The sequence below is a fragment of the Caulobacter soli genome (assembly GCF_011045195.1).
GTDB lineage: Bacteria > Pseudomonadota > Alphaproteobacteria > Caulobacterales > Caulobacteraceae > Caulobacter > Caulobacter soli.
This window is the reverse complement of the sequence record NZ_CP049199.1, coordinates 432,668-450,261: the sequence shown is the minus strand read 5'-3', so window position 1 is coordinate 450,261 and position 17,594 is coordinate 432,668. Positions and strand designations below refer to the sequence as shown.

Genomic DNA, 17,594 nt, shown 5'->3' with positions numbered 1-17,594 from the left:
CGTTTCTTTTGAACGGCGCTTTCGCGCCGCCCGGCCGAGACTACGTCCGCGCTTCCTTCCCGCGCGGCCGTTTCCTCTGGCCGTCTAATTCTGACACCGGTGTCACATCTCAGCGAGATGTTGTCCTGACACCGGTAGCAATGTCACCGGTATCAAATGAAACCGGTCTCCACAAGATGGCTGAAGCGTGGCGGATTGTAGCGATGCCGCAACCGTGTCGTTTCGGCCACATTCCGGCCAAGCTTGCCGCGCGACCCGCGCGATTCAGCCCTCGTCGATACGACGTTGGCTGACCTTGTTGAGCCCGTCGATCACCGCGCGGCGCTGGTCGGGGTTGAGGTCGGCGGTGCGCAGCAGGCGCAGCGCGTTGATGTGCACGTCGATGGCGTCCCAGCGCCAGGCGCCGGCTTCAGAGCAGTTGTCGACCAGGGCGCAGAACGAGATCGCCGCCTGGTCGACGCACGACCCCGGCAGGAAGCCCGATACGTCGATGATACGCAGGGCCAGGGTGTAGAGGTCCTGGAAGGCCCCGCTGGCGCGGGTGGCCGCCGCCGACTTGCCGAACCGGCTGTCGATCTCGGCCAGGGCGGCGTCGAGCACCGCCAGCGATTCGGCGCGCAGCGGCTCCAGCGCCGCGTCGGCGGCCGCCAGAGCGTCCTTGGCCATCACCCCGCCGTTCGCCCGGACCAGCATCGACAGGCGGTTGGGCGCGCGGAATTTGCGAACATTGCTCATGACTTCACCTTCTCGGCGCCGATTTCACCCTGGGGCCCGTCCTGCGCCGCGCCCGGCGGGCGCAGAGGCTGGGGCGGATCCTCGCGGCGGCGCCCGGCGGCGCCCGACGGCGGGCCGTCGTTCTTGAACCGGCGATCAGGACCCAGATAGCTGTCGCACTCGATGAACTGGCGATCTTCCTTGGCCGCCCACAGGATCCGCTCCAGCACGATCTTGGGCGTGATCGGCTTGGCGATCGTGAAGTTGGCGCCGGCGTCGCGGCCCTTGAACACCTGCGAGGGCGGGGTGTGGCCCGAGACCAGGATCACCGGCAGATAGCGGTTGGCCTCCAGGGCCCCGCGGCGCTGCCACTTGACCAGTTCGTAGCCGTCGACGCCGGCCATGTTGGTGGCGCTGATGACCAGGTCGAAGGTGCGCTCGCGCAGCATGGCCTGAGCCGCCTTGGCGCCATCGGCGCGCGTCAGGTTCTTGATGCCGAAGCCGAGCAGCACCTGGGACAGCAGGTTCAACGACGGAACGCTGTCGTCGACGAGCAGCAGGTCGACCTTCTCCAGATTGATCCGGGTCGAGGCGTGAAGCGGTTCGCGCATGACTTAGAAGAAGTCGAGTTCGCCGGCCTCGGTGTTCCAGCCCTCGTGGTTCTCGGCGTCGCGCAGACGCACCACCAGATCAGCCAGGCCAAGGCCCGCGAGCAGGGGCTCGACGGCCATGCTCCATTCGCCGGAAGCATGCTGGCCGATGCGGGTCAGCACGTCGGACAGGCCGTGCAGGCGCTGGCTAAGTTCGTCCAGGGCCTGCAGCCGCGACAGGTTCTCCAGCGCCGCGCCGCCGCTGGCCAGGTCGCCGGCGATGTGTTCGCAGTCGCGGCAGATCATCGCCGCCGCCGTCAGTTCCGCCGCCAGCCGACGCGAAAGCTCGCCCACGGGAAGCTGCCCCAGCGGGGGTTGCTCTTGGGTGGCGAAATCGTCGGTCAAGGCGAGCGGCTGTACGGTCATGGGCGTCAGAACAGATCCACGTCGCCGCTGGACGCGGCAGGCATCGGGGCGGGCGCGGGACGGCGGACGTCCTGCGGAGCGTTGTCGACGGCGACCAGGCGCTGGCGAACCCGGCCCGAGGCGGGCCAGAACTCGACGCGACGGGCCGACAGGCCGCCCGTGCTGGATGACACGATCGGAATGCCTTCGTCACGCAGGAAGCGCTCGGCGAAGGCGGCGTTGCTGGCGCCGACGTCCGAAAGGCCGTCGAACAGCTTGCCGCCGCCGAAGATCTTGGCCTCAAGACGGTCGCGACGGGCGCCCTTCTTCAGCAGGCCGTTGATCAGCAGCTCCATGGCGTAGGCGCCGTAGCGAACCGCGTCGCCGCTGTCGTTCTTGCGGTCGCCCGCGTCCGGCAGCAGGAAGTGGTTCATGCCGCCGATACCGGTCGTCGGATCGCGCAGGCAGGCGGCGATGCACGAGCCGAGCACCGTGGTCATGACCACCTGCGGGTCCGACGACACGTGGCTTTCGCCCTGGGTGACGTGAACCTTGATCGAGGGGCCGAAGTCGTCAGCGGGTTGGTTTTGGCCCATCATGTCAGCTGACCGAAGACCTGTTCGATCTTCTCCTTCAGGCCTTGGACGGTGAACGGTTTGACGCAGTAGTTGTTGACGCCGAACTGCACGGCGCGCTGGACCAGCTCGCGGTCGGCCCGGCCGGTCAGCATGACGAAGGCCGTCTGGCGGATCGGCGGGTGCGAGCGCACCGCGCGCAGCAGGGCCAGCCCGTCCATCTTCGGCATGTTGAAGTCCGAGATGACCAGGTTGGCCGGCTTGGCCAGGAGGTTCTTCAGAGCCTCCTCGCCGTCGGGGGCCTCGCGGATGTCCTTGAAACCGATCTGCTGCAAGGCGTTGCGGATCAACGCCCGCATGGTCAGCTGGTCATCGACGACGAGAACGGAAATGGTGCTTGCTTGGGGCATGGGTTCATCGCCTCGCGGAGGCCAGATCGAGAATGGTTTGGCCCATGGAGGACAGGGTGACCTGCTTCTCCACCGCGCCGAGTTCAAAAGCCGTACGAGGCATGCCGTAGACGACGCAACTCTGTTCGTCCTGGCCCAGGGTGCGGGCCCCGGCCTTGCGCATGGCCAGAAGGCCCTGCGCGCCGTCGCGGCCCATGCCGGTCAGGATCGCCCCGACCGCCTTGTCGCCGACGGCTTGCGCCACCGAGTTGAAGAGCACGTCGACCGAAGGCCTGTGGCCGCTGACGGGGTCGCCCTGGGTCAGGCGGCAGCGCAACCCGGCCGAGCGAACCACTTCCAGGTGGGTGGCGCCGCCGGGAGCGACATAGACCTTGCCCGGCTCCAGCAGGGCGCCGTCGACGGCTTCCTGCACCTTGGCGCCGCTGGCCCGGTCGAGGCGGGCGGCGAAGCTGGCCGTGAAGGTGGCCGGCATGTGCTGGGTGATCACCGTCGGCGGGCAGGTCTCGGGGAACTGGGTCAGGATCGACAGCAGGGCTTCCACCCCGCCGGTCGACGAGCCGATCGCCACGATGTCGCCCGAGGGCAGGTAGTTGAGGCGGCGCGGGCTGGCCGGCGCGGCGTCGGCCTTGGTCCGCACCGAGGCGCGGGCGGCGGCCTTGACCTTCTCGGCCACTTCCGCGAGCGCTTCGGCCGTGCCGGTCGCGTTGGTGGGCTTGCCCACGCAGTCGACCGCGCCCAGCTCCAGCGCGCGCAGGGTCATCTCGGCCCCGGCCTGGGTCAGGCTGGAGACCATGACCACCGGCATCGGCCGCAGGCGCATGATCTTCTCGAGGAACTCGATGCCGTTCATGTTCGGCATCTCGATGTCGAGGGTGACGACGTCGGGGTTCAGGGCCTTGATCATGCCCCGCGCCTCGAACGGGTCGCCGGCGGCGCCGACCACCTCGATCTCGGGGTCACGGGTCAGGGCGGCCGTGATCAGGCCGCGCATGGTGGCGGAGTCGTCGACGACGAGGACGCGAATCTTGGCCATCAGCGACCCACCTTGCGGTAGGCGGTGAGACCGGCACTTTCGAAAGCCGTAATGGAAGCACCCACGCGTTCGGAATGGCCGACATAGAGCTTGCCGCCCGGGGCGACCAGCGGCGCGAAGCGCTGCCAGACCCGCTCCTGGGTGGGCTCGTCGAAATAGATCACCACGTTGCGACAGAAGATGGCGTCGAACGGGCCTTTCATCGGCCAGCTGGGGCCGTTCAGGTTCAGCTCGCGGAAGGCCACCATCTGGCGGGCCGCCTCGCAGACGCGGAAGCTGCGGCGGTCGCTGGCGTCGCGCTCGAAATACTGGCCGCGCATGTTGGCGGGAATACCCTCCAGAAGCGCCTCGTCGTAGACGGCCTCGCGGCCGGTGGCCAGCACGTTGGTGTCGATGTCCGTGCCCAGGATCCGGATGTCCAGATCGGCGGCGTTCGGCCACACCGACAGCACCGTGAAGGCCATCGAATAGGGTTCCTGGCCCGACGAGCTGGCCGCCGACCACAGGCGCAGGCGACCGCCGGCCCGGACCTTGTCGGCCATGGGCTCCAGGATGCTGGCGCGCAGGTCGTCGAAGTGGTGCGGCTCGCGGAAGAACCGGGTGACGTTGGTCGTCAGGGCCCGCAGCATGTGCTGCTGCTCATCGACATTGCCGTCCTGCGCGACGAACGTGCAGTACTCGGCGAAGGTCTTCAGGCCCAGGGTGCGCAGGCGCTTGGCCAGGCGCGAATAGACCAGCGTGGCCTTGCTGTCGGGCAGGCTGATGCCGGCCTGGTCGTACAGCAGACCCGCGATCCGCTTGAAGTCGGCGTTCGTGAAGGCGAACTCGCCATCGACGAGGGCCTCGCGGGATGAGATCGAGGAAGTGGTCATCTAGGCGGCCAGGGCCTCGCGCTCGGGGAGCAGGCGGTCCAGCGAGATCTCGCTGATCATCCGCCCTTCGATGGAAATGATGCCCTTCACGAAGTGACGGACGTTCTCGCAGGCGATGTCCGGGGTCGGCTGGCACATGTCGTCGGTGATCGACAGGATGTCGGACACCGCGTCGACCAGCAGGCCGACCGTGCGGTCGCCGGCCTGGACCACGATGAACACGCTGCGCACGTTCGGCTCGGTGGTCGGCATGCCGATGCGGCAGGCCAGGTCCATGATCGGCAGCACCGCGCCGCGCAGGTTGATCACGCCGCGCATGTAGCTGGGCGATTGCGGCAGCGTGGTCGCCGGGCTCCAGCCGCGGATCTCGCGGACGGCCATGATGTCCACGCAGTATTCCTGCTCGACCACGCGGAACGAGATCAGTTCGCGGGTTTCATTGCTGTGGGTCGTGTTGGGTTCGGTCATCGAGCTATTCCGCGGCGATGAGGGTGGGATCAACGACGGGCGGCGGGCTGCGGCGGCGCAGATTGATCACCGCGTCGACATCCAGGATCAGGGCCACGCGGCCGTCGCCCAGGATGGTCGCGGCGGCGACGCCTTCGACCTGCTGGTAGTTCTGTTCCAGAGACTTGATGACCACCTGGCGCTGACCGTGGATGGCGTCGGCCACCAGGGCGGCGCGCGAGCCATCCTCGCCCTCGACCAGCAGCACCACGCCCTCGGTCGCCGACGGCGACTTGCTGCGATAGTTCAGGGTCAGGCCCACGTCGATCAGCGGCACGAAGCTGTCGCGCACGGCCAGGACCGAACCGGTCGGACCCAGCGGGCGGATTTCTTCCAGCTTGGGACGCAGGCTTTCGACGATGCAGGCCAGCGGGATGACCAGGGTCTCGCCGGCCACGTCGACCACCATGCCGTCCAGGACGGCCAGGGTCAGCGGCAGGCTGAGGGTGAAGGTCGAGCCCAGGCCCGGACGCGAGGAGATCGAGATGCGGCCGCCCAGGGCCTGCACCGAACGCTTGACCACGTCCATGCCGACGCCGCGACCCGAAACGTCCGAGATCTTGTCGGCGGTCGAGAAGCCCGGGAGGAAGATCAGGTTGTCGATCTCTTCGTCGGTCAGGGTCAGGTCCGGCGAGATCAGGCCCTTGTTGACGGCGATCGACAGCACCCGCTCGCGGTTGATGCCCTTGCCGTCGTCCTGGACCTCGATGACGATCCGGCCGCTGCGGTGCAGGGCGGCCAGGCGCACGACGCCTTCGGGATTCTTGCCGGCCGCCTTGCGCTCCTCGGGGCTTTCCAGCCCGTGGTCGATGGCGTTGCGCAGCATGTGGGTGATCGGATCGGCCAGACGCTCGATGACCGTCTTGTCGACCTCGGTGTTCTCGCCGTCCATCACCAGGCGGGCCTGCTTGCCCGTCATGTTGGCGACTTCGCGGACCAGGCGCGGCATGCGCTGGAACACCGACTTCACCGGCTGGGCGCGGATGGCCATCACGCTGTCCTGGATCTGGCGGGTGAGCTGTTCCAGCTCATCCAGGCCCATGGCCAGGTTCGAAGAGGGGGCGATGCCGTATTCGCCGACGCGCTGGGCCAGCATGGCCTGGTTGATCACCAGCTCGCCGACCAGGTCGATCAGGTGGTCGATGCGCTCGGGGTCGACGCGGATCACCGACTGGCCCGGACCCGGGACGTCGATCTGGGCCGGCTTGGCGCCGCCCTTTTCAGCGGGGGCGGCCGGGGCGTTGGCGGCGACCGGCGGCGTGGCCGGCGCGGGAGCCGAGATCGGCGCGGGGGCCGGCGCGGGAGCGACTTCGGCGATCTCGACCACCGGAGCGGCCATGACCGGCTCCTCGACGGGGGCTTCGATCAGGACCGGGGCGGCTTCCAGCTCGGGTTCCGGCTCGGGGGCCGGGGCGGTCACGTCCAGCAGGGTCGCCAGCACGTCGGCCACGGGGGCCTCGCCACGGGTGATCTCCAGGTCGCAGTCGCCGTCGACGAATTCGAAGACTTCGCGGATGGCCTCTTCGCCCTGGTCGGTCTCGACCCGGACGCTCCACGTGACGTAGGCGGCTTCGGCGTCGAGGAATTCCAGGGCCGGCATGGCGCTGTCGTCCAGGGTCGCCTGGATCGGACCCAGGCGGCTCAGCTCGCGCAGCAGCAGGGCGGTTTCGTTGGCCTTGCGGTATAGGTCCGACTTCGGACGGATCGACACGGTCCAGACGTTGTCGTCCAGCACGGCCGCGTCGGCGGCCTGGGCGTCCAGCGTGATGGTCATGGGCTGGAAGTCGAAGCCCAGGTCGTCGTCGTCCATGCCGTCGTCGGCGCCAATGACGATCGGCGCGGCGTCGACATATTGCGGGGCTTCTTCCACCGGCGCGGCGGCGACCGGGGCCGGAGCGGCCGGGGCGGCGTTGGGGTCGGTGGCGATCTTCAGCTCGGCGGCCATGGCGGCCGAGGCGTCCATGTCGACCACGCCCAGCCCGCGGGCCGAGCTGACATGGTCGGCCAGCACGTCGGAGGCGCGCAGCAGAAGAGCGGTCAGGTCGGGCGTGCCGGGGATCTCGTTCGATCGCAGGGCGTCGAGCAGCGTCTCGAACACGTGAGCGAAGCGCACCAGCGGCTCCAGGCCGAAGGCTCCCGCCCCGCCCTTGATCGAGTGCACAGCGCGGAACACGGCGTTGACGGTGTCGCCATCGTCGTTGCCGTCCTGAATAGCCAGGAGACCGCCTTCAAGATCGGCGAGCAGTTCCTCGCATTCCTGAAAGAAGGTGACCTTGATGGCCTCTAGCTCGTCCATTCCCCGACTTCCTACAAAGGTATTTCAGTACCTAGAGCACTTGATTCATCAGGCCGCGACGCGGCGGATCGCCTCAACGAGCTTTTCGGGATTGAACGGCTTGACGATCCAGCCCGTCGCGCCGGCTTCGCGAGCCCGCTGCTTCTTGCTGGGGTCGCTTTCCGTGGTCAGCACCAGGATCGGGATGGCGCGATAGTCGTCGTCGACCCGCACCGCCTCGATGAAGCCGAAGCCGTCCAGCTTGGGCATGTTGATGTCGGTGATGATCACGTCGGGGCGATGGGCGGACAGCACTTCCAGCCCGTGTTCGCCGTCGACGGCTTCGACGACGTTGAACCCGGCGCCGGCGAGGGCCATGCGCAGCATGTCCCGCATCGTACGCGAGTCATCGACCGTGAGGACAGTACGCGTCACGATGCAGCTCCTTGAAGTTCGGTCTGCAAGAGAGCCCCTTCGGCCCCGAACAGACGGATGGTTTCCACGAACGCCTCGGAAGGCGCGGTGATCAGAAAGGGTTTGCCGTCCTCGGCCCACGCCTTGCGGGCGGCGAGCAGGACCTGCAGGCACAGGCCGCCGAGACGGCGGACCTGGTCGGCATGGACTTCGATGTCCTGGCCGCGGCGTTCGACGAACGCCTGCTTCAGCGGACCCGAAGCCTTCAGATCAAGGGTTTCGGGCAGGGCGATCGCAGTCGACATCAGAACTCCTCCCAGCCGTCGGCGGCGGGGGCCGCCGCGGTCGCCGCGCCGCCGCGTCCAGGACGGGCGAAGGCGTTGAGGCGGGCGCGTTGTTCAGCCACCGGATTGGCGGCGGGGGTGTGTACGGCCGGGTCGGCGGCCTGCGGGCGCTCGTAGGACGCGGCCTGCGGGCGGCCGCCGCCGACGTTGAAGCGACCGATCAGGCGCACCAGCTCACCGGTCTCGCCCTTGAGCGAGTGGGTGGCGGCGGTCGATTCCTCGACCATCGCCGCGTTTTGCTGGGTGACCTGGTCCATCTGGTTGACGGCGGTGTTCACTTCGTTGAGGCCGGTCGCCTGTTCGGCGGCCGAGGCGGCGATCTCGGTGACCAGGGCGTCGATCTCGCCGACCTTGGCCACGATCCGCTGCAGGGCCTCGCCGGTCTGGCCGACCAGGCTGACGCCTTGGCTGACCTGCTGGGTCGAGGACGAGATCAGCGTCTTGATCTCCTTGGCGGCTTCGGCCGAGCGCTGGGCCAGGGCCCGAACTTCCTGAGCGACCACCGCGAAGCCGCGACCGGCGTCACCGGCGCGAGCCGCTTCGACGCCGGCGTTCAGGGCCAGCAGGTTGGTCTGGAAGGCGATCTCGTCGATCACGCCGATGATCTGGTTGATCTGCTTGGACGAGTCCTCGATGGCGCCCATGGCCGAGACGGCCTCGTGCACGACCTGACCCGAATGGGTGGCTTCGCCGCGGGTGCTGGAAACCACTTCCGAGGCCTGCTTGGCGCCGCTGGCGGTGCGGCGCACCGTGGCGGTCAGCTCGTCCAGGGCGGCGGCGGTCTCTTCCAGCGAGGCGGCTTGCTGCTCGGTGCGGCGCGACAGGTCGTCCGAGGCGTGGGCGATTTCGTCGGCGCCGGTGCGCAGGCCGTCCGTCGAGGCCGCGATGACCTTGATGGTTTCCTGCAGCTGGGTGATGGCGGCGTTGAAGTCGTCCTTCAGCTTACGATAGTCGCCCGGGAAGTCGGCCTGGACGCGGAACGTCAGGTCGCCCTTGGCCAGGTGCTCCAGCGCGTCGGCCAGCGACGACACCACCAGGGCGTTCTCGCGGGCGGCCGCGGCGGCGGTCTCTTCCTTGGCGCGACGTTCGTCGGCGGTCAGGGCGGCGTTCTTTTCCTGCTCGGCGCGCATCTGCTCGAGGTGCAGCTGGTTGTCGCGGAAGACCTTGAGCGAACGGACGATGGCGCCCAGCTCGTCGCCCCGGGTCATCTTCTCCAGGTCGATCGTGTTGTCGCCCTTCGACAGCTTCTCGGTGGCGCCGGCGATGTCGCCGATCGACTTGCGGGTGGTCATGACGGTCAGGAAGGCCAGGGCGCCGACGGCCAGCAGCGTGGCCAGCGACATGACGATCGTGACGCTCATCGCGGCGTTGGCTTCCGCCTGCTTCTTGGCGGTCTCCTTGGCGATGCGCTGGTTGGCGGCCGTGACGACCGCGTCCAGCTGGCCGGTCATCTTGGCGTATTGTTCTTCGAAGGGGGCGATGAAGCCGACGGCCATGTTGAAGTCGACGCCGATCATGCCGCTCACCGTGTCGATGGCGCTGTGGCATTCGTCGAGCGACTTGATCAGCTCGGTGATCTTCGGCTGCTCTTCCTTGGGCAGTTTGCCCTTCAGGGTCGTCAGGTCCTTCTTCACGGCTTCGGTCTCGGCGAGGACGGCGGCCATGCGGGCGTCGTTCTTCTCGACTTCGATGTTGCCGGCCTTGTGGGTCAGCACCGTGTAGAGTTCACCGTTGATGTTGGAGATGCGCTTGGACAGCGCCTGGATCTCCATGTTCTCGCGCATGTCGGTTTCGACGACCTGCTGCAGAGCGGCGGACTGGCTCTTCTGCACGACGATCGCTCCGCCGGCCATCAAGGCCAGCATCAGAAGTGCGAACGCCGGCGCGAAGCCGATTTTGATGATCAACGGAAGATCGACGAGCCGGAAGCGCTTCATCGGATTTAGTCCCCTCTAGCGGCGGTCCGTTGCCCACGGATCACCAACGTCGAGGGGGATCATCACGACATATTCCTAATAGTTCCTGACTTTGGTTAAGAGCGTTTGCCGCAGGGGGTGTCGCACCCCCGCTTTTTCCTGCCCGCAAAGCCCTTGGCGGGCCTCGAATCTAGAAAGGCCCGGGCGCGCGCGCGAGTCATGCCCGCGAGGGAACGGGCCTCAAAAGGCGAAATCAGAGTCTAGTTTCAAGTGAAACGGACGTATTCGCCAAATAAGCGTGGTTACCAACAAGTGAAGAAAACTATCTTTCGGTGACTCAGAATATTTTAACTAGCATCTGAGAAAAAGCTCATGCGTCCGGACGACGCGACCGTCCGAAGGGCGTTAAACACTACTAGGAGCAGCGGGATGAAGTATCCGATCGCTATTGCCGCGGGAATCGCTGGCAGCTTTTTCGTGGCCCAGGCCGCCTCGGCCGCCGGTGGCTTTGAAGACCAAATGGGCCGTTGCCTGCAACAATTCGCCAACACTCGCGACGCCGCTCAGGTGATGCTCGAGTGCAACGCCACCGACGGCAAGCTGGCCGACTGCAAGGTCGTCGACAACAGCGCCGCCGGCAAGGGCTTCGACAAGGCCGCCATGTGCATCGCTGAAAAGCTGCCGATGGGCGCCAAGACCGGCACCGTGAAGGTTCCGTTCCGCTTCCCGGGCGGCGCGTAAGACTTAAAGCTCTCTCCCTTTCCGGAGAGATCTTAATACGCCTCCGCTGGCTCCGCCGGAGCGTCCTTACAGGGGACGTTCCGGCTCGGGGCCAGCGGGGGCGTTTTGCGTTTGGGGCGCGATATTGAAGTTCACGTCGGCGGGATATACATTTGGGATATCCAGGAGCCGCGCATGACCAAGACGACGCTCTTTCAATCCAACCGGTCGCAAGCCGTGCGCTTGCCCAAGGATGTCGCCTTTCCTGAAGGCGTTCGGTCCGTGACGGTTCTTCGTGACGGCAAGCGCCGCGTGATCGTCCCCTCGGACGCGTTGTGGGACGATTTCTTCGACGCGCCGGGCATCGATCTCGGCGAACGCGAGCAGCCTCCGCTTCAGGGTCGCGAAGACTTCTGATGCTCCGCTACATGCTGGACACCAATCTGTGCATCCGGGTGCTTAGAGACCGGCCTGCGGGCGTACGTCATCGCTTTAACACCGACGCCGATGGCCTCTGCATTTCGACCATCGTCTTGACGGAGCTGCTGCACGGCGCGGCGAAATCGGCCCGACCCGATCACAACCGCAATGAAGTCGAGCGTTTCGCCGCGAGGTTGGAAGTCCTGCCGTTCGATACGCCGGCCGCCGGACACGCCGCCGACATCCGCGCGGCGCTCGAACGCGCCGGGCGGAAGATCGGCGGCTACGACCTGTTGATCGCCGGCCATGCACGATCGCGCGGTCTGATCGTCGTGACCGGAAATCTAGCCGAGTTTCGTCGGGTCGACGGCCTGAGAGCGGAAGACTGGCTGGCGGACGACGCGAACTAGGCGATCGCGCCTAGAACTCCTGCCAGCCCTCGTCCACCGCCACGGCCGTGTTGCCGGCGGCGCGGCGCAGGGGGGCGCTAGAACCGGGGCGCGAGGCCGCCGGGCGGGGCGCGGGAGCCGGCGGCGCGGCGCGGGCCGGAGCGGCGGGCGCTGGCGCCTGGCGCGCGCCCGACAGGGTGAACCCGCCCAGCAGGCGACCCAGTTCCGCCGACTGGCCCTTCAGCGAATGGGTGGCGGCCGTGGTCTGCTCGACCATGGCGGCGTTCTGCTGGGTGACCTGGTCCATCTGGTTCACGGCGATATTGACCTGGTGCAGGCCCGTGGACTGCTCCTGGGCCGACGAGGCGATGCCGGTGACCAGATCGTCGATCTCGGCCACCTTGCCGACGATGCCGCGCAGGGCCTCGCCGGTCTGGCCGACCAGGCTGACGCCCGCCTCGACCTGGCGGGTCGAGGTCGAGATCAGCTTCTCGATTTCCTTGGCCGCGTCGGCCGAGCGCTGAGCGAGAGCCCGCACTTCCTGAGCCACCACCGCGAAGCCGCGACCGGCCTCGCCGGCCCGCGCCGCCTCGACGCCGGCGTTCAGGGCCAGCAGGTTGGTCTGGAAGGCGATCTCGTCGATCACGCCCAGGATCTTGCCGATCTCGCGCGACGAGCTTTCGATCTGGCCCATGGCGGTGACCGCGTCGCTGACCACTTCGCCCGACTTCTCGGCGTCGGTCTTGGCGGCGGCGATCACGGTCGAGGCCTGCTTGGCGCCGCTGGCCGTGGTGCGGACCGTGGCGGTGATCTCGTCCAGGGCCGCGGCGGTCTCTTCCAGGGAAGCGGCCTGTTGTTCGGTGCGGCGCGACAGGTCGTCGGCGGCGTGGCCGATCTCGTCGGCGCCCAGGCGAATGCCCTCGGTGGCGCCGGCCACCTGGCCCATCGCCTCTTCCATGATGCGCAGGGCGTTGTTGAAGTCGGACTGCAGGGCCTGGAATTGCGGGGCCACCTCGCCGGCGACGCGCGCCGTCAGGTCGCCGCGCGCCACGCGGGCCAGGGCCTCGCCGAGCGCGGCGACGATCGCGCCCTGGTTCTGGGCGTCGCGACGGCGCTCGTCCTCCAGCGCCTGACGCTTGGCTTCCAGCGCCTCGAGATAGGTCGAGATGGCGATGTCCATGTCCAGCATCACGGCCTTCATCAGGGCCGACATCGCCGCCCCGGCCTTGGCGCCGCCGTCGCCGCCGCCCGAGAACATCCCCTTGGGCCACAGCTCCTTGACCGCCGCGCGCATCAGGCGGTCGGCGATCAGGGCGTAGCCGCCGATGTACCAGCGCGGTTCCAGGCCGATGCGGGCGTGCACCTGGCCGACGGTCTTGACGGCCTTGCCGTAGTCGTCGCCGAACTCGGCCCGGGCGATGGCGCGCCAGTGGCCCTGCTGGCGGGCGCTGGCCTGGTCCATCTGCTGGTTGTCGGCGAAGAAGGCCCGGGTCTCCGGCGTCGCGCGAACCTTGCCGTAGAAGCTGTCCAGGGCCCCCGCGATCTCGCGATCGATCACCGGCCCCAGAGACCGCAACGCGCCCCGCGCATCGTGATCCAATTCCATGAAGGCGAGGCGCTCGTTCAGCGACGGATCACGGCTCATGACGCAGATTCCCCTACTAGGCAGGGGGTCTCTATCGGGCCGACATGGTTAACGGTTTGATTAGGCGCAAAGGCGAAGGGCGCGCGACAAACCGCCACGGCGGTTGCGCCGGCTCGCTAGCCGATCTCTGATCGAACCTTCGTCAAGACCCGGCCAAGCAGGTTGCCACCCTTCCATTCGGACGGCGAATGCACTGACTTATCGTCCATTGCCAGCCCCACGCCCCAGATCCAGTCGCGAGGGTTCGCCTCGACGAGCATGGTCTCTCCCGTCGCCTTGAGCTGGCGACCTGCCCCGGGGTTCTGGCTGAACTTCGCCAGGTTGCCCCTATAGACAAAGCTGACCTTCCAGCGATCCCAATCTTCCTGCCGAAAGCCCTGAACCCTCTGACCAAGACGCTTCTGCTCGTCCGGCTTTTCCGTCGCCAGGATCGCGCTCGCCGAGGCGTCGTCATCGAACAGCCGCGCCTTGCAGAACATCATCCACTGCTCGGCCGTCACGATGGTCAGCCCGTCGATCTGAAACGACGTCGGGTGCCACTGGCTGAACACGCCCTTGATGAAAGGATGAAAGCTGTCGAAGCGTTCGGGCTCCGGCAAGTCGGCTTCAGAGATCACGGGTTCGTCGCGGGTCATCCGGCCATATGACCTCAGACAACGCGCCTTTCCACCCCGCCGAACGCCTACCCGCCCCGCTTCAGCGTCTCGCGGGCGATGACCAACTGCTGGATCTGGCTGGTGCCCTCGTAGATGCGGAAAATCCGCACGTCGCGATACAGCCGCTCGATGCCGTAGTCGGCGACATAGCCGGCCCCGCCGAAGATCTGCACCGCCCGGTCGGCGACGCGACCGACCATTTCCGAGGCGAACAGCTTGGCCGCCGCCGCCTCCAGGGTGACGTTGTCGCCGGCGTCGCGCTTGCGGGCCGTTTCAAGAACAAGGGCCCGGGCCGCCAGGGCTTCGGTCTTGCTGTCGGCGATCATCGCCTGGATCAGCTGGAAGCTGGCGATCGGCTGGCCGAACTGCTTGCGCTCGCTGGCATAGGCCACGCAGTCGGCCAGCAATCGCTCGGCCACGCCCACGCAGACCCCGGCGATGTGCAGCCGGCCGCGATCCAGCACCTGCATGGCCACCTTGAAGCCCTCGCCCTCCTCGCCCAGGCGGTTCCAGGCCGGCACGCGGACATTGTCGAAGGTGACGTCGTGGATGTGGGCGCCCTGCTGGCCCATCTTCTTCTCGGGCTTGCTGACCGACAGGCCCGGCAGGCCGCTGGGCACGAGAAAGGCCGAGACGCCCGAACCGCCCTTGGCGTCGGGATTGGTGCGGGCCATCACCGTGAACAGCGAGGCCTTGCCGGCGTTGGTGATGTAGCGCTTGGAGCCGTTCAGCACATAGTCGTCGCCGTTGCGGGTCGCGCGGGTCTGGACCGCGGCGCTGTCGGAACCGGCCTCGGGCTCGGTCAGGGCGAAGGAGGTGACGATCTCGCCGGACGCGATGCCGGGCAGCCACTTGGCCTTCTGGTCGTCGGTCCCGTACATCACCAGCCCCTGGCTGCCGATGCCGACATTGGTGCCGAACACCGAGCGGAAAGCCGGCGAGGCGCGGCCCAGCTCGATGCCGACCAGGCATTCCTCTTCCATGTTCAAGCCCAGGCCGCCGAACTCTTCCGGGATCGACAGGCCAAACAGCCCCAGGCCCTTCATCTCCTCGATGATCTCGGCGGGCACCGCGTCGTCCTCGGCGACCTTGGCCTCGATCGGACGCAGCCGTTCGGCGACGAACCGGCGGACCGTGTCGATCAGCTGCGCGCGGGTCTCGAGGTCCAGGGCCATGGCGTTCCTTCCACTTCAAACATTTGTTTTGAGCAGACTGTAGCGATGGCGGGCTGGGCGTCAAACGCCGCGATCGATGTTGCGCGGTTCGAGATCCCTCTCTCTTTGAGAGAGGGAGGGGCCCGCCGCCGCAGGCGGTGGGAGGGTGAGAGGTTACATTCTCTCAGGACAAAGCACCGATGAGGACGGGTGTCGGCGGTCGCATCGGCGATGAAGGTCTAAATTCCATTTGAAGGGAGCTCACCGGCCCGGGATTTTCCGGCCAGCGGTGAAACCTCTCACCCTCCCACCGCTTCGCGGCGGGCCCCTCCCTCTCTCTCAGAGAGAGGGATTCTCAGAACCGCGACCGCCATGTCGCCAACGCCCCAAGCTCCGGCGGCGCGTCGGCCTGGTGGCCCGGCTGCAGGGCCAGGCTGGTGCGCACCACCAGCGAGCGCAGCGGCCCGAAGGCGCGCTCCAGGCCGAGGCTCAGGTCGATCTCGCGGCCGTCCGGCGCGGCGCTGAACCGGCGGGTCGAGAAGGTCAGCGGGTCGTCATAGGCCAGCGGCACGTCGGCCAGCTGGGCCTGGAACTTGCCGCCTTCGATCCGCAGGGGCTGGGCGACCCCGAAGGTCAGGCGCGAGCAGGCCAGGCCGACCAGCCGGCAGTCCGCGCCCGCCTCCAGTCGCCAGGCGCTGCTGACGGCGTTGTTCAGCGACAGCAGCCCGCCGTCGGCGTCCATGCGGCCCACCGACAGGTCGGCGTGCAGCGACAGGCCAGAGCCCGGATAAAAATCGACCGCCGCCGCGCCGAACCGGGTCCGGGCCGGCAGGGCCAGGGTCGTGCCCGGCGTCAGGTACGAGCCCAGCGGCCCCAGGGGCTCGTCCAGCGTCCCGCCGGTCAGGCTGAACAGGGCGTCGCCCAGCTGCATCATGCCGGTGGCCGAGGCGTAGCTGGAGCCCTCGATCTCGGTGATCTGCAACGGCCGGCGCGGATGGGCCGAGCCCTGTTCGGCCAGCAGGGCGAACCGGCCAAAGCGCAAGGCGGCCTGGGTGCTGCGGTCGGGACGGGCGATGGTCTGGAAGGCGTCGCGGCCCGCCTGGCCGGCCGGCGCCGGCGCATCGCCCTGCCCGCTCCAGTTGGACAGGCTGAGGCGTCCGAACTGGGCCTGGATCCGCATCGACCGCATGGGCTGGGGCCCCAGGGCCAGCGACGGCTCGGGCTCGTGGGCGCGCTCGTCGAACACCGGCCCCTCGACCGAGACCGCCAGGTTCAGCCCGCCCATGGCCGGACCGCCCAGCACGACCTGGCTGGAGGCCTGGATCGGCGGCGGGGTCAGCAGGGCGCCGCGCCGCTCGCCCGGCAGGCCGTCGGCCAGGTTCACCGCGAACAGGCGGTGATAGTCGTCGTGGATCACCGTCTTCAGGCCGTCGGTGCGCCGCAGGGCCGAACCGAAGGCTGAGGCGACATTGCCGCCGACGCCGGGCGCGGTCAGGGCCGTGGTCCCGCCGCCGGCCAGGGACAGGCTGCTGGTCCCCACCGGCGCGAAAGCCCGGGCCAGGTCCAGGCCGCCCCGGCCGTAGGTGGTGTCGGTTCCGGTGGTCCCCAGGTCGTCGGCGGTGCGCAGCAGGATGTCGACCGCGTCGCGTCCCGAGATGTTGGGAAAGGCCTGCAGCAGCAGGGCCAGGGCGCCGGCCACCTGCGGCGCGGCGAACGAGGTGCCGGACACGATCGAACATCCGGAGCTGTCGCATTCGGTCGTGATGCTGCTGCCGGGCGCGGCCAGATAGCCGTTGGCCGTGGTTCCGGCCTTGTTGGAATAGCTGGCCATCACCCCGGCCTGGGTCAGGGCGCCGACCGCGACCACCGCGCCGGCGTAGCGCGGATCGGCGGCGTAGCGGGCGGGATAGGACGGATCGGCGTTGCCGTCATTGCCCGAGGCGATGGCGACCACGGTCCCGGCGGCGACGGCGCGGACCAGGGCGGCCTCGAACCGCGCGCCCTCAGGACCATCGCCGCCCAGCGACAGATTGACCACCTTGGCGCCCTTGGCCACGGCGTAGTCCAGGGCGGCGGCGATGTCGTCGGAATCGAAGACGCAGTCGGGGCAGCTGACGGTGGCGTTGCTGCTGTCGTCGGCCCGAACCGACAGGATGGTCGAGCCGTAGGCCACGCCGATCGTGCCGGAGCCGTTGAAGCGCGCGGCGATGATGTCCGCCACCTGGGTGCCGTGGCGGCTGGAGCCGACCAGGGCGCCACGGCCGATGATATCGGTGGAGTTGGACGACACCGCCCCGACCAGGTCGGCCTGGGTTGCGTCCACCCCGGTGTCGATCACCGCCACGGTGATCCCCTGGCCGGTCGCGCCCTTGCCGTAGGCGACGTCGGCGTGGATCGCCGCGAGGTTCCAGCCGCGCTGGTACTCGGCGCTGCTCGTGCTGGGACCGGGCGGTGGTGGCGGGGGCGGAGGGGGCGGAGGCGGAGGGGGGAGCGGCGGATCCATGGTGACGCCCGGAGACGGCCCCGAACCACCGCCACCGCCGCCCCCTCCGCAC

18 protein-coding genes and 1 pseudogene are annotated in these 17,594 nt (G+C 68.1%); 3 read left to right on the top strand and 16 right to left on the bottom strand.

Annotated features, from left to right (window positions below; translation table 11 throughout):
• Positions 1-264: 264 nt before the first annotated feature.
• The 12 genes and pseudogenes from G3M62_RS02155 to G3M62_RS02100 form a co-directional block, all read right to left on the bottom strand.
• Positions 265-735 (bottom strand): chemotaxis protein CheE, encoded by a 471-nt coding sequence (locus G3M62_RS02155; protein ID WP_165184353.1) that lies wholly within the window; start codon positions 733-735, stop codon positions 265-267.
• On the bottom strand, positions 732-1,325 hold the full coding sequence (locus G3M62_RS02150; RefSeq protein WP_165184352.1) for a response regulator: 594 nt from the start codon (positions 1,323-1,325) through the stop codon (positions 732-734). The genes G3M62_RS02155 and G3M62_RS02150 overlap by 4 nt, the downstream gene beginning before the upstream one ends.
• A 3-nt stretch (positions 1,326-1,328) precedes the next feature.
• Complete coding sequence (locus G3M62_RS02145) at positions 1,329-1,730, bottom strand: chemotaxis protein CheU (protein ID WP_246263436.1); 402 nt, start codon at positions 1,728-1,730, stop codon at positions 1,329-1,331.
• 5 nt (positions 1,731-1,735) lie between these two features.
• Positions 1,736-2,305: a chemotaxis protein CheD gene (locus G3M62_RS02140; protein ID WP_165191166.1), complete on the bottom strand. Its 570-nt coding sequence runs from the start codon at positions 2,303-2,305 to the stop codon at positions 1,736-1,738.
• Entirely contained in the window at positions 2,305-2,694 is a 390-nt protein-coding gene (locus G3M62_RS02135; RefSeq protein ID WP_010918325.1) for a response regulator, read from the bottom strand. The genes G3M62_RS02140 and G3M62_RS02135 overlap by 1 nt, the downstream gene beginning before the upstream one ends.
• Before the next feature lie 4 nt (positions 2,695-2,698).
• The gene (locus G3M62_RS02130; protein ID WP_165184350.1) at positions 2,699-3,727 is read right to left on the bottom strand and encodes a protein-glutamate methylesterase/protein-glutamine glutaminase; all 1,029 of its coding nucleotides are present in this window, start codon (positions 3,725-3,727) and stop codon (positions 2,699-2,701) included.
• Entirely contained in the window at positions 3,727-4,599 is an 873-nt protein-coding gene (locus tag G3M62_RS02125; RefSeq protein ID WP_165184349.1) for a CheR family methyltransferase, read from the bottom strand. Before G3M62_RS02125 ends, G3M62_RS02130 begins: the two co-directional genes overlap by 1 nt.
• Complete coding sequence (locus G3M62_RS02120; RefSeq protein ID WP_165184347.1) at positions 4,600-5,067, bottom strand: chemotaxis protein CheW; 468 nt, start codon at positions 5,065-5,067, stop codon at positions 4,600-4,602.
• Between the two features lie 4 nt (positions 5,068-5,071).
• Complete coding sequence (locus tag G3M62_RS02115; protein ID WP_165184345.1) at positions 5,072-7,402, bottom strand: chemotaxis protein CheA; 2,331 nt, start codon at positions 7,400-7,402, stop codon at positions 5,072-5,074.
• Positions 7,403-7,450: 48 nt separating this feature from the next.
• The gene (locus tag G3M62_RS02110; protein WP_028038734.1) at positions 7,451-7,816 is read right to left on the bottom strand and encodes a response regulator; all 366 of its coding nucleotides are present in this window, start codon (positions 7,814-7,816) and stop codon (positions 7,451-7,453) included.
• On the bottom strand, positions 7,813-8,100 hold the full coding sequence (locus G3M62_RS02105; protein ID WP_165184344.1) for an STAS domain-containing protein: 288 nt from the start codon (positions 8,098-8,100) through the stop codon (positions 7,813-7,815). Before G3M62_RS02105 ends, G3M62_RS02110 begins: the two co-directional genes overlap by 4 nt.
• Positions 8,100-10,123, bottom strand: a pseudogene (locus G3M62_RS02100) (methyl-accepting chemotaxis protein). The gene G3M62_RS02105 and the pseudogene G3M62_RS02100 overlap by 1 nt, the downstream one beginning before the upstream one ends.
• A gap of 361 nt (positions 10,124-10,484) precedes the next feature.
• On the opposite strand from G3M62_RS02100, the gene G3M62_RS02095 reads away from it, so the two are divergent.
• From G3M62_RS02095 to vapC, 3 genes are all read left to right on the top strand, one after another.
• Positions 10,485-10,796: a hypothetical protein gene (locus tag G3M62_RS02095; RefSeq protein ID WP_165184340.1), complete on the top strand. Its 312-nt coding sequence runs from the start codon at positions 10,485-10,487 to the stop codon at positions 10,794-10,796.
• Positions 10,797-10,970: 174 nt separating this feature from the next.
• Positions 10,971-11,192: a type II toxin-antitoxin system VapB family antitoxin gene (vapB, locus tag G3M62_RS02090; protein WP_165184339.1), complete on the top strand. Its 222-nt coding sequence runs from the start codon at positions 10,971-10,973 to the stop codon at positions 11,190-11,192.
• Entirely contained in the window at positions 11,192-11,605 is a 414-nt protein-coding gene (gene vapC / locus G3M62_RS02085; protein WP_165184337.1) for a type II toxin-antitoxin system tRNA(fMet)-specific endonuclease VapC, read from the top strand. Before vapB ends, vapC begins: the two co-directional genes overlap by 1 nt.
• A 10-nt stretch (positions 11,606-11,615) precedes the next feature.
• On the opposite strand, the gene G3M62_RS02080 is transcribed toward vapC, so the two are convergent.
• The 4 genes from G3M62_RS02080 to G3M62_RS02065 form a co-directional block, all read right to left on the bottom strand.
• Positions 11,616-13,229 (bottom strand): globin-coupled sensor protein, encoded by a 1,614-nt coding sequence (locus G3M62_RS02080; RefSeq protein WP_165184335.1) that lies wholly within the window; start codon positions 13,227-13,229, stop codon positions 11,616-11,618.
• A gap of 116 nt (positions 13,230-13,345) precedes the next feature.
• Entirely contained in the window at positions 13,346-13,864 is a 519-nt protein-coding gene (gene ybiA / locus G3M62_RS02075) for a riboflavin biosynthesis intermediates N-glycosidase (protein WP_165184334.1), read from the bottom strand.
• Positions 13,865-13,911: 47 nt separating this feature from the next.
• Complete coding sequence (locus tag G3M62_RS02070; RefSeq protein WP_165184332.1) at positions 13,912-15,060, bottom strand: acyl-CoA dehydrogenase family protein; 1,149 nt, start codon at positions 15,058-15,060, stop codon at positions 13,912-13,914.
• 334 nt (positions 15,061-15,394) lie between these two features.
• Positions 15,395-17,542 carry a S8 family peptidase gene (locus tag G3M62_RS02065; RefSeq protein ID WP_246263434.1) on the bottom strand — a complete coding sequence of 716 codons (2,148 nt, stop codon included), beginning with the start codon at positions 17,540-17,542 and terminating at the stop codon, positions 15,395-15,397.
• Between the last annotated feature and the right edge of the window lie 52 nt (positions 17,543-17,594).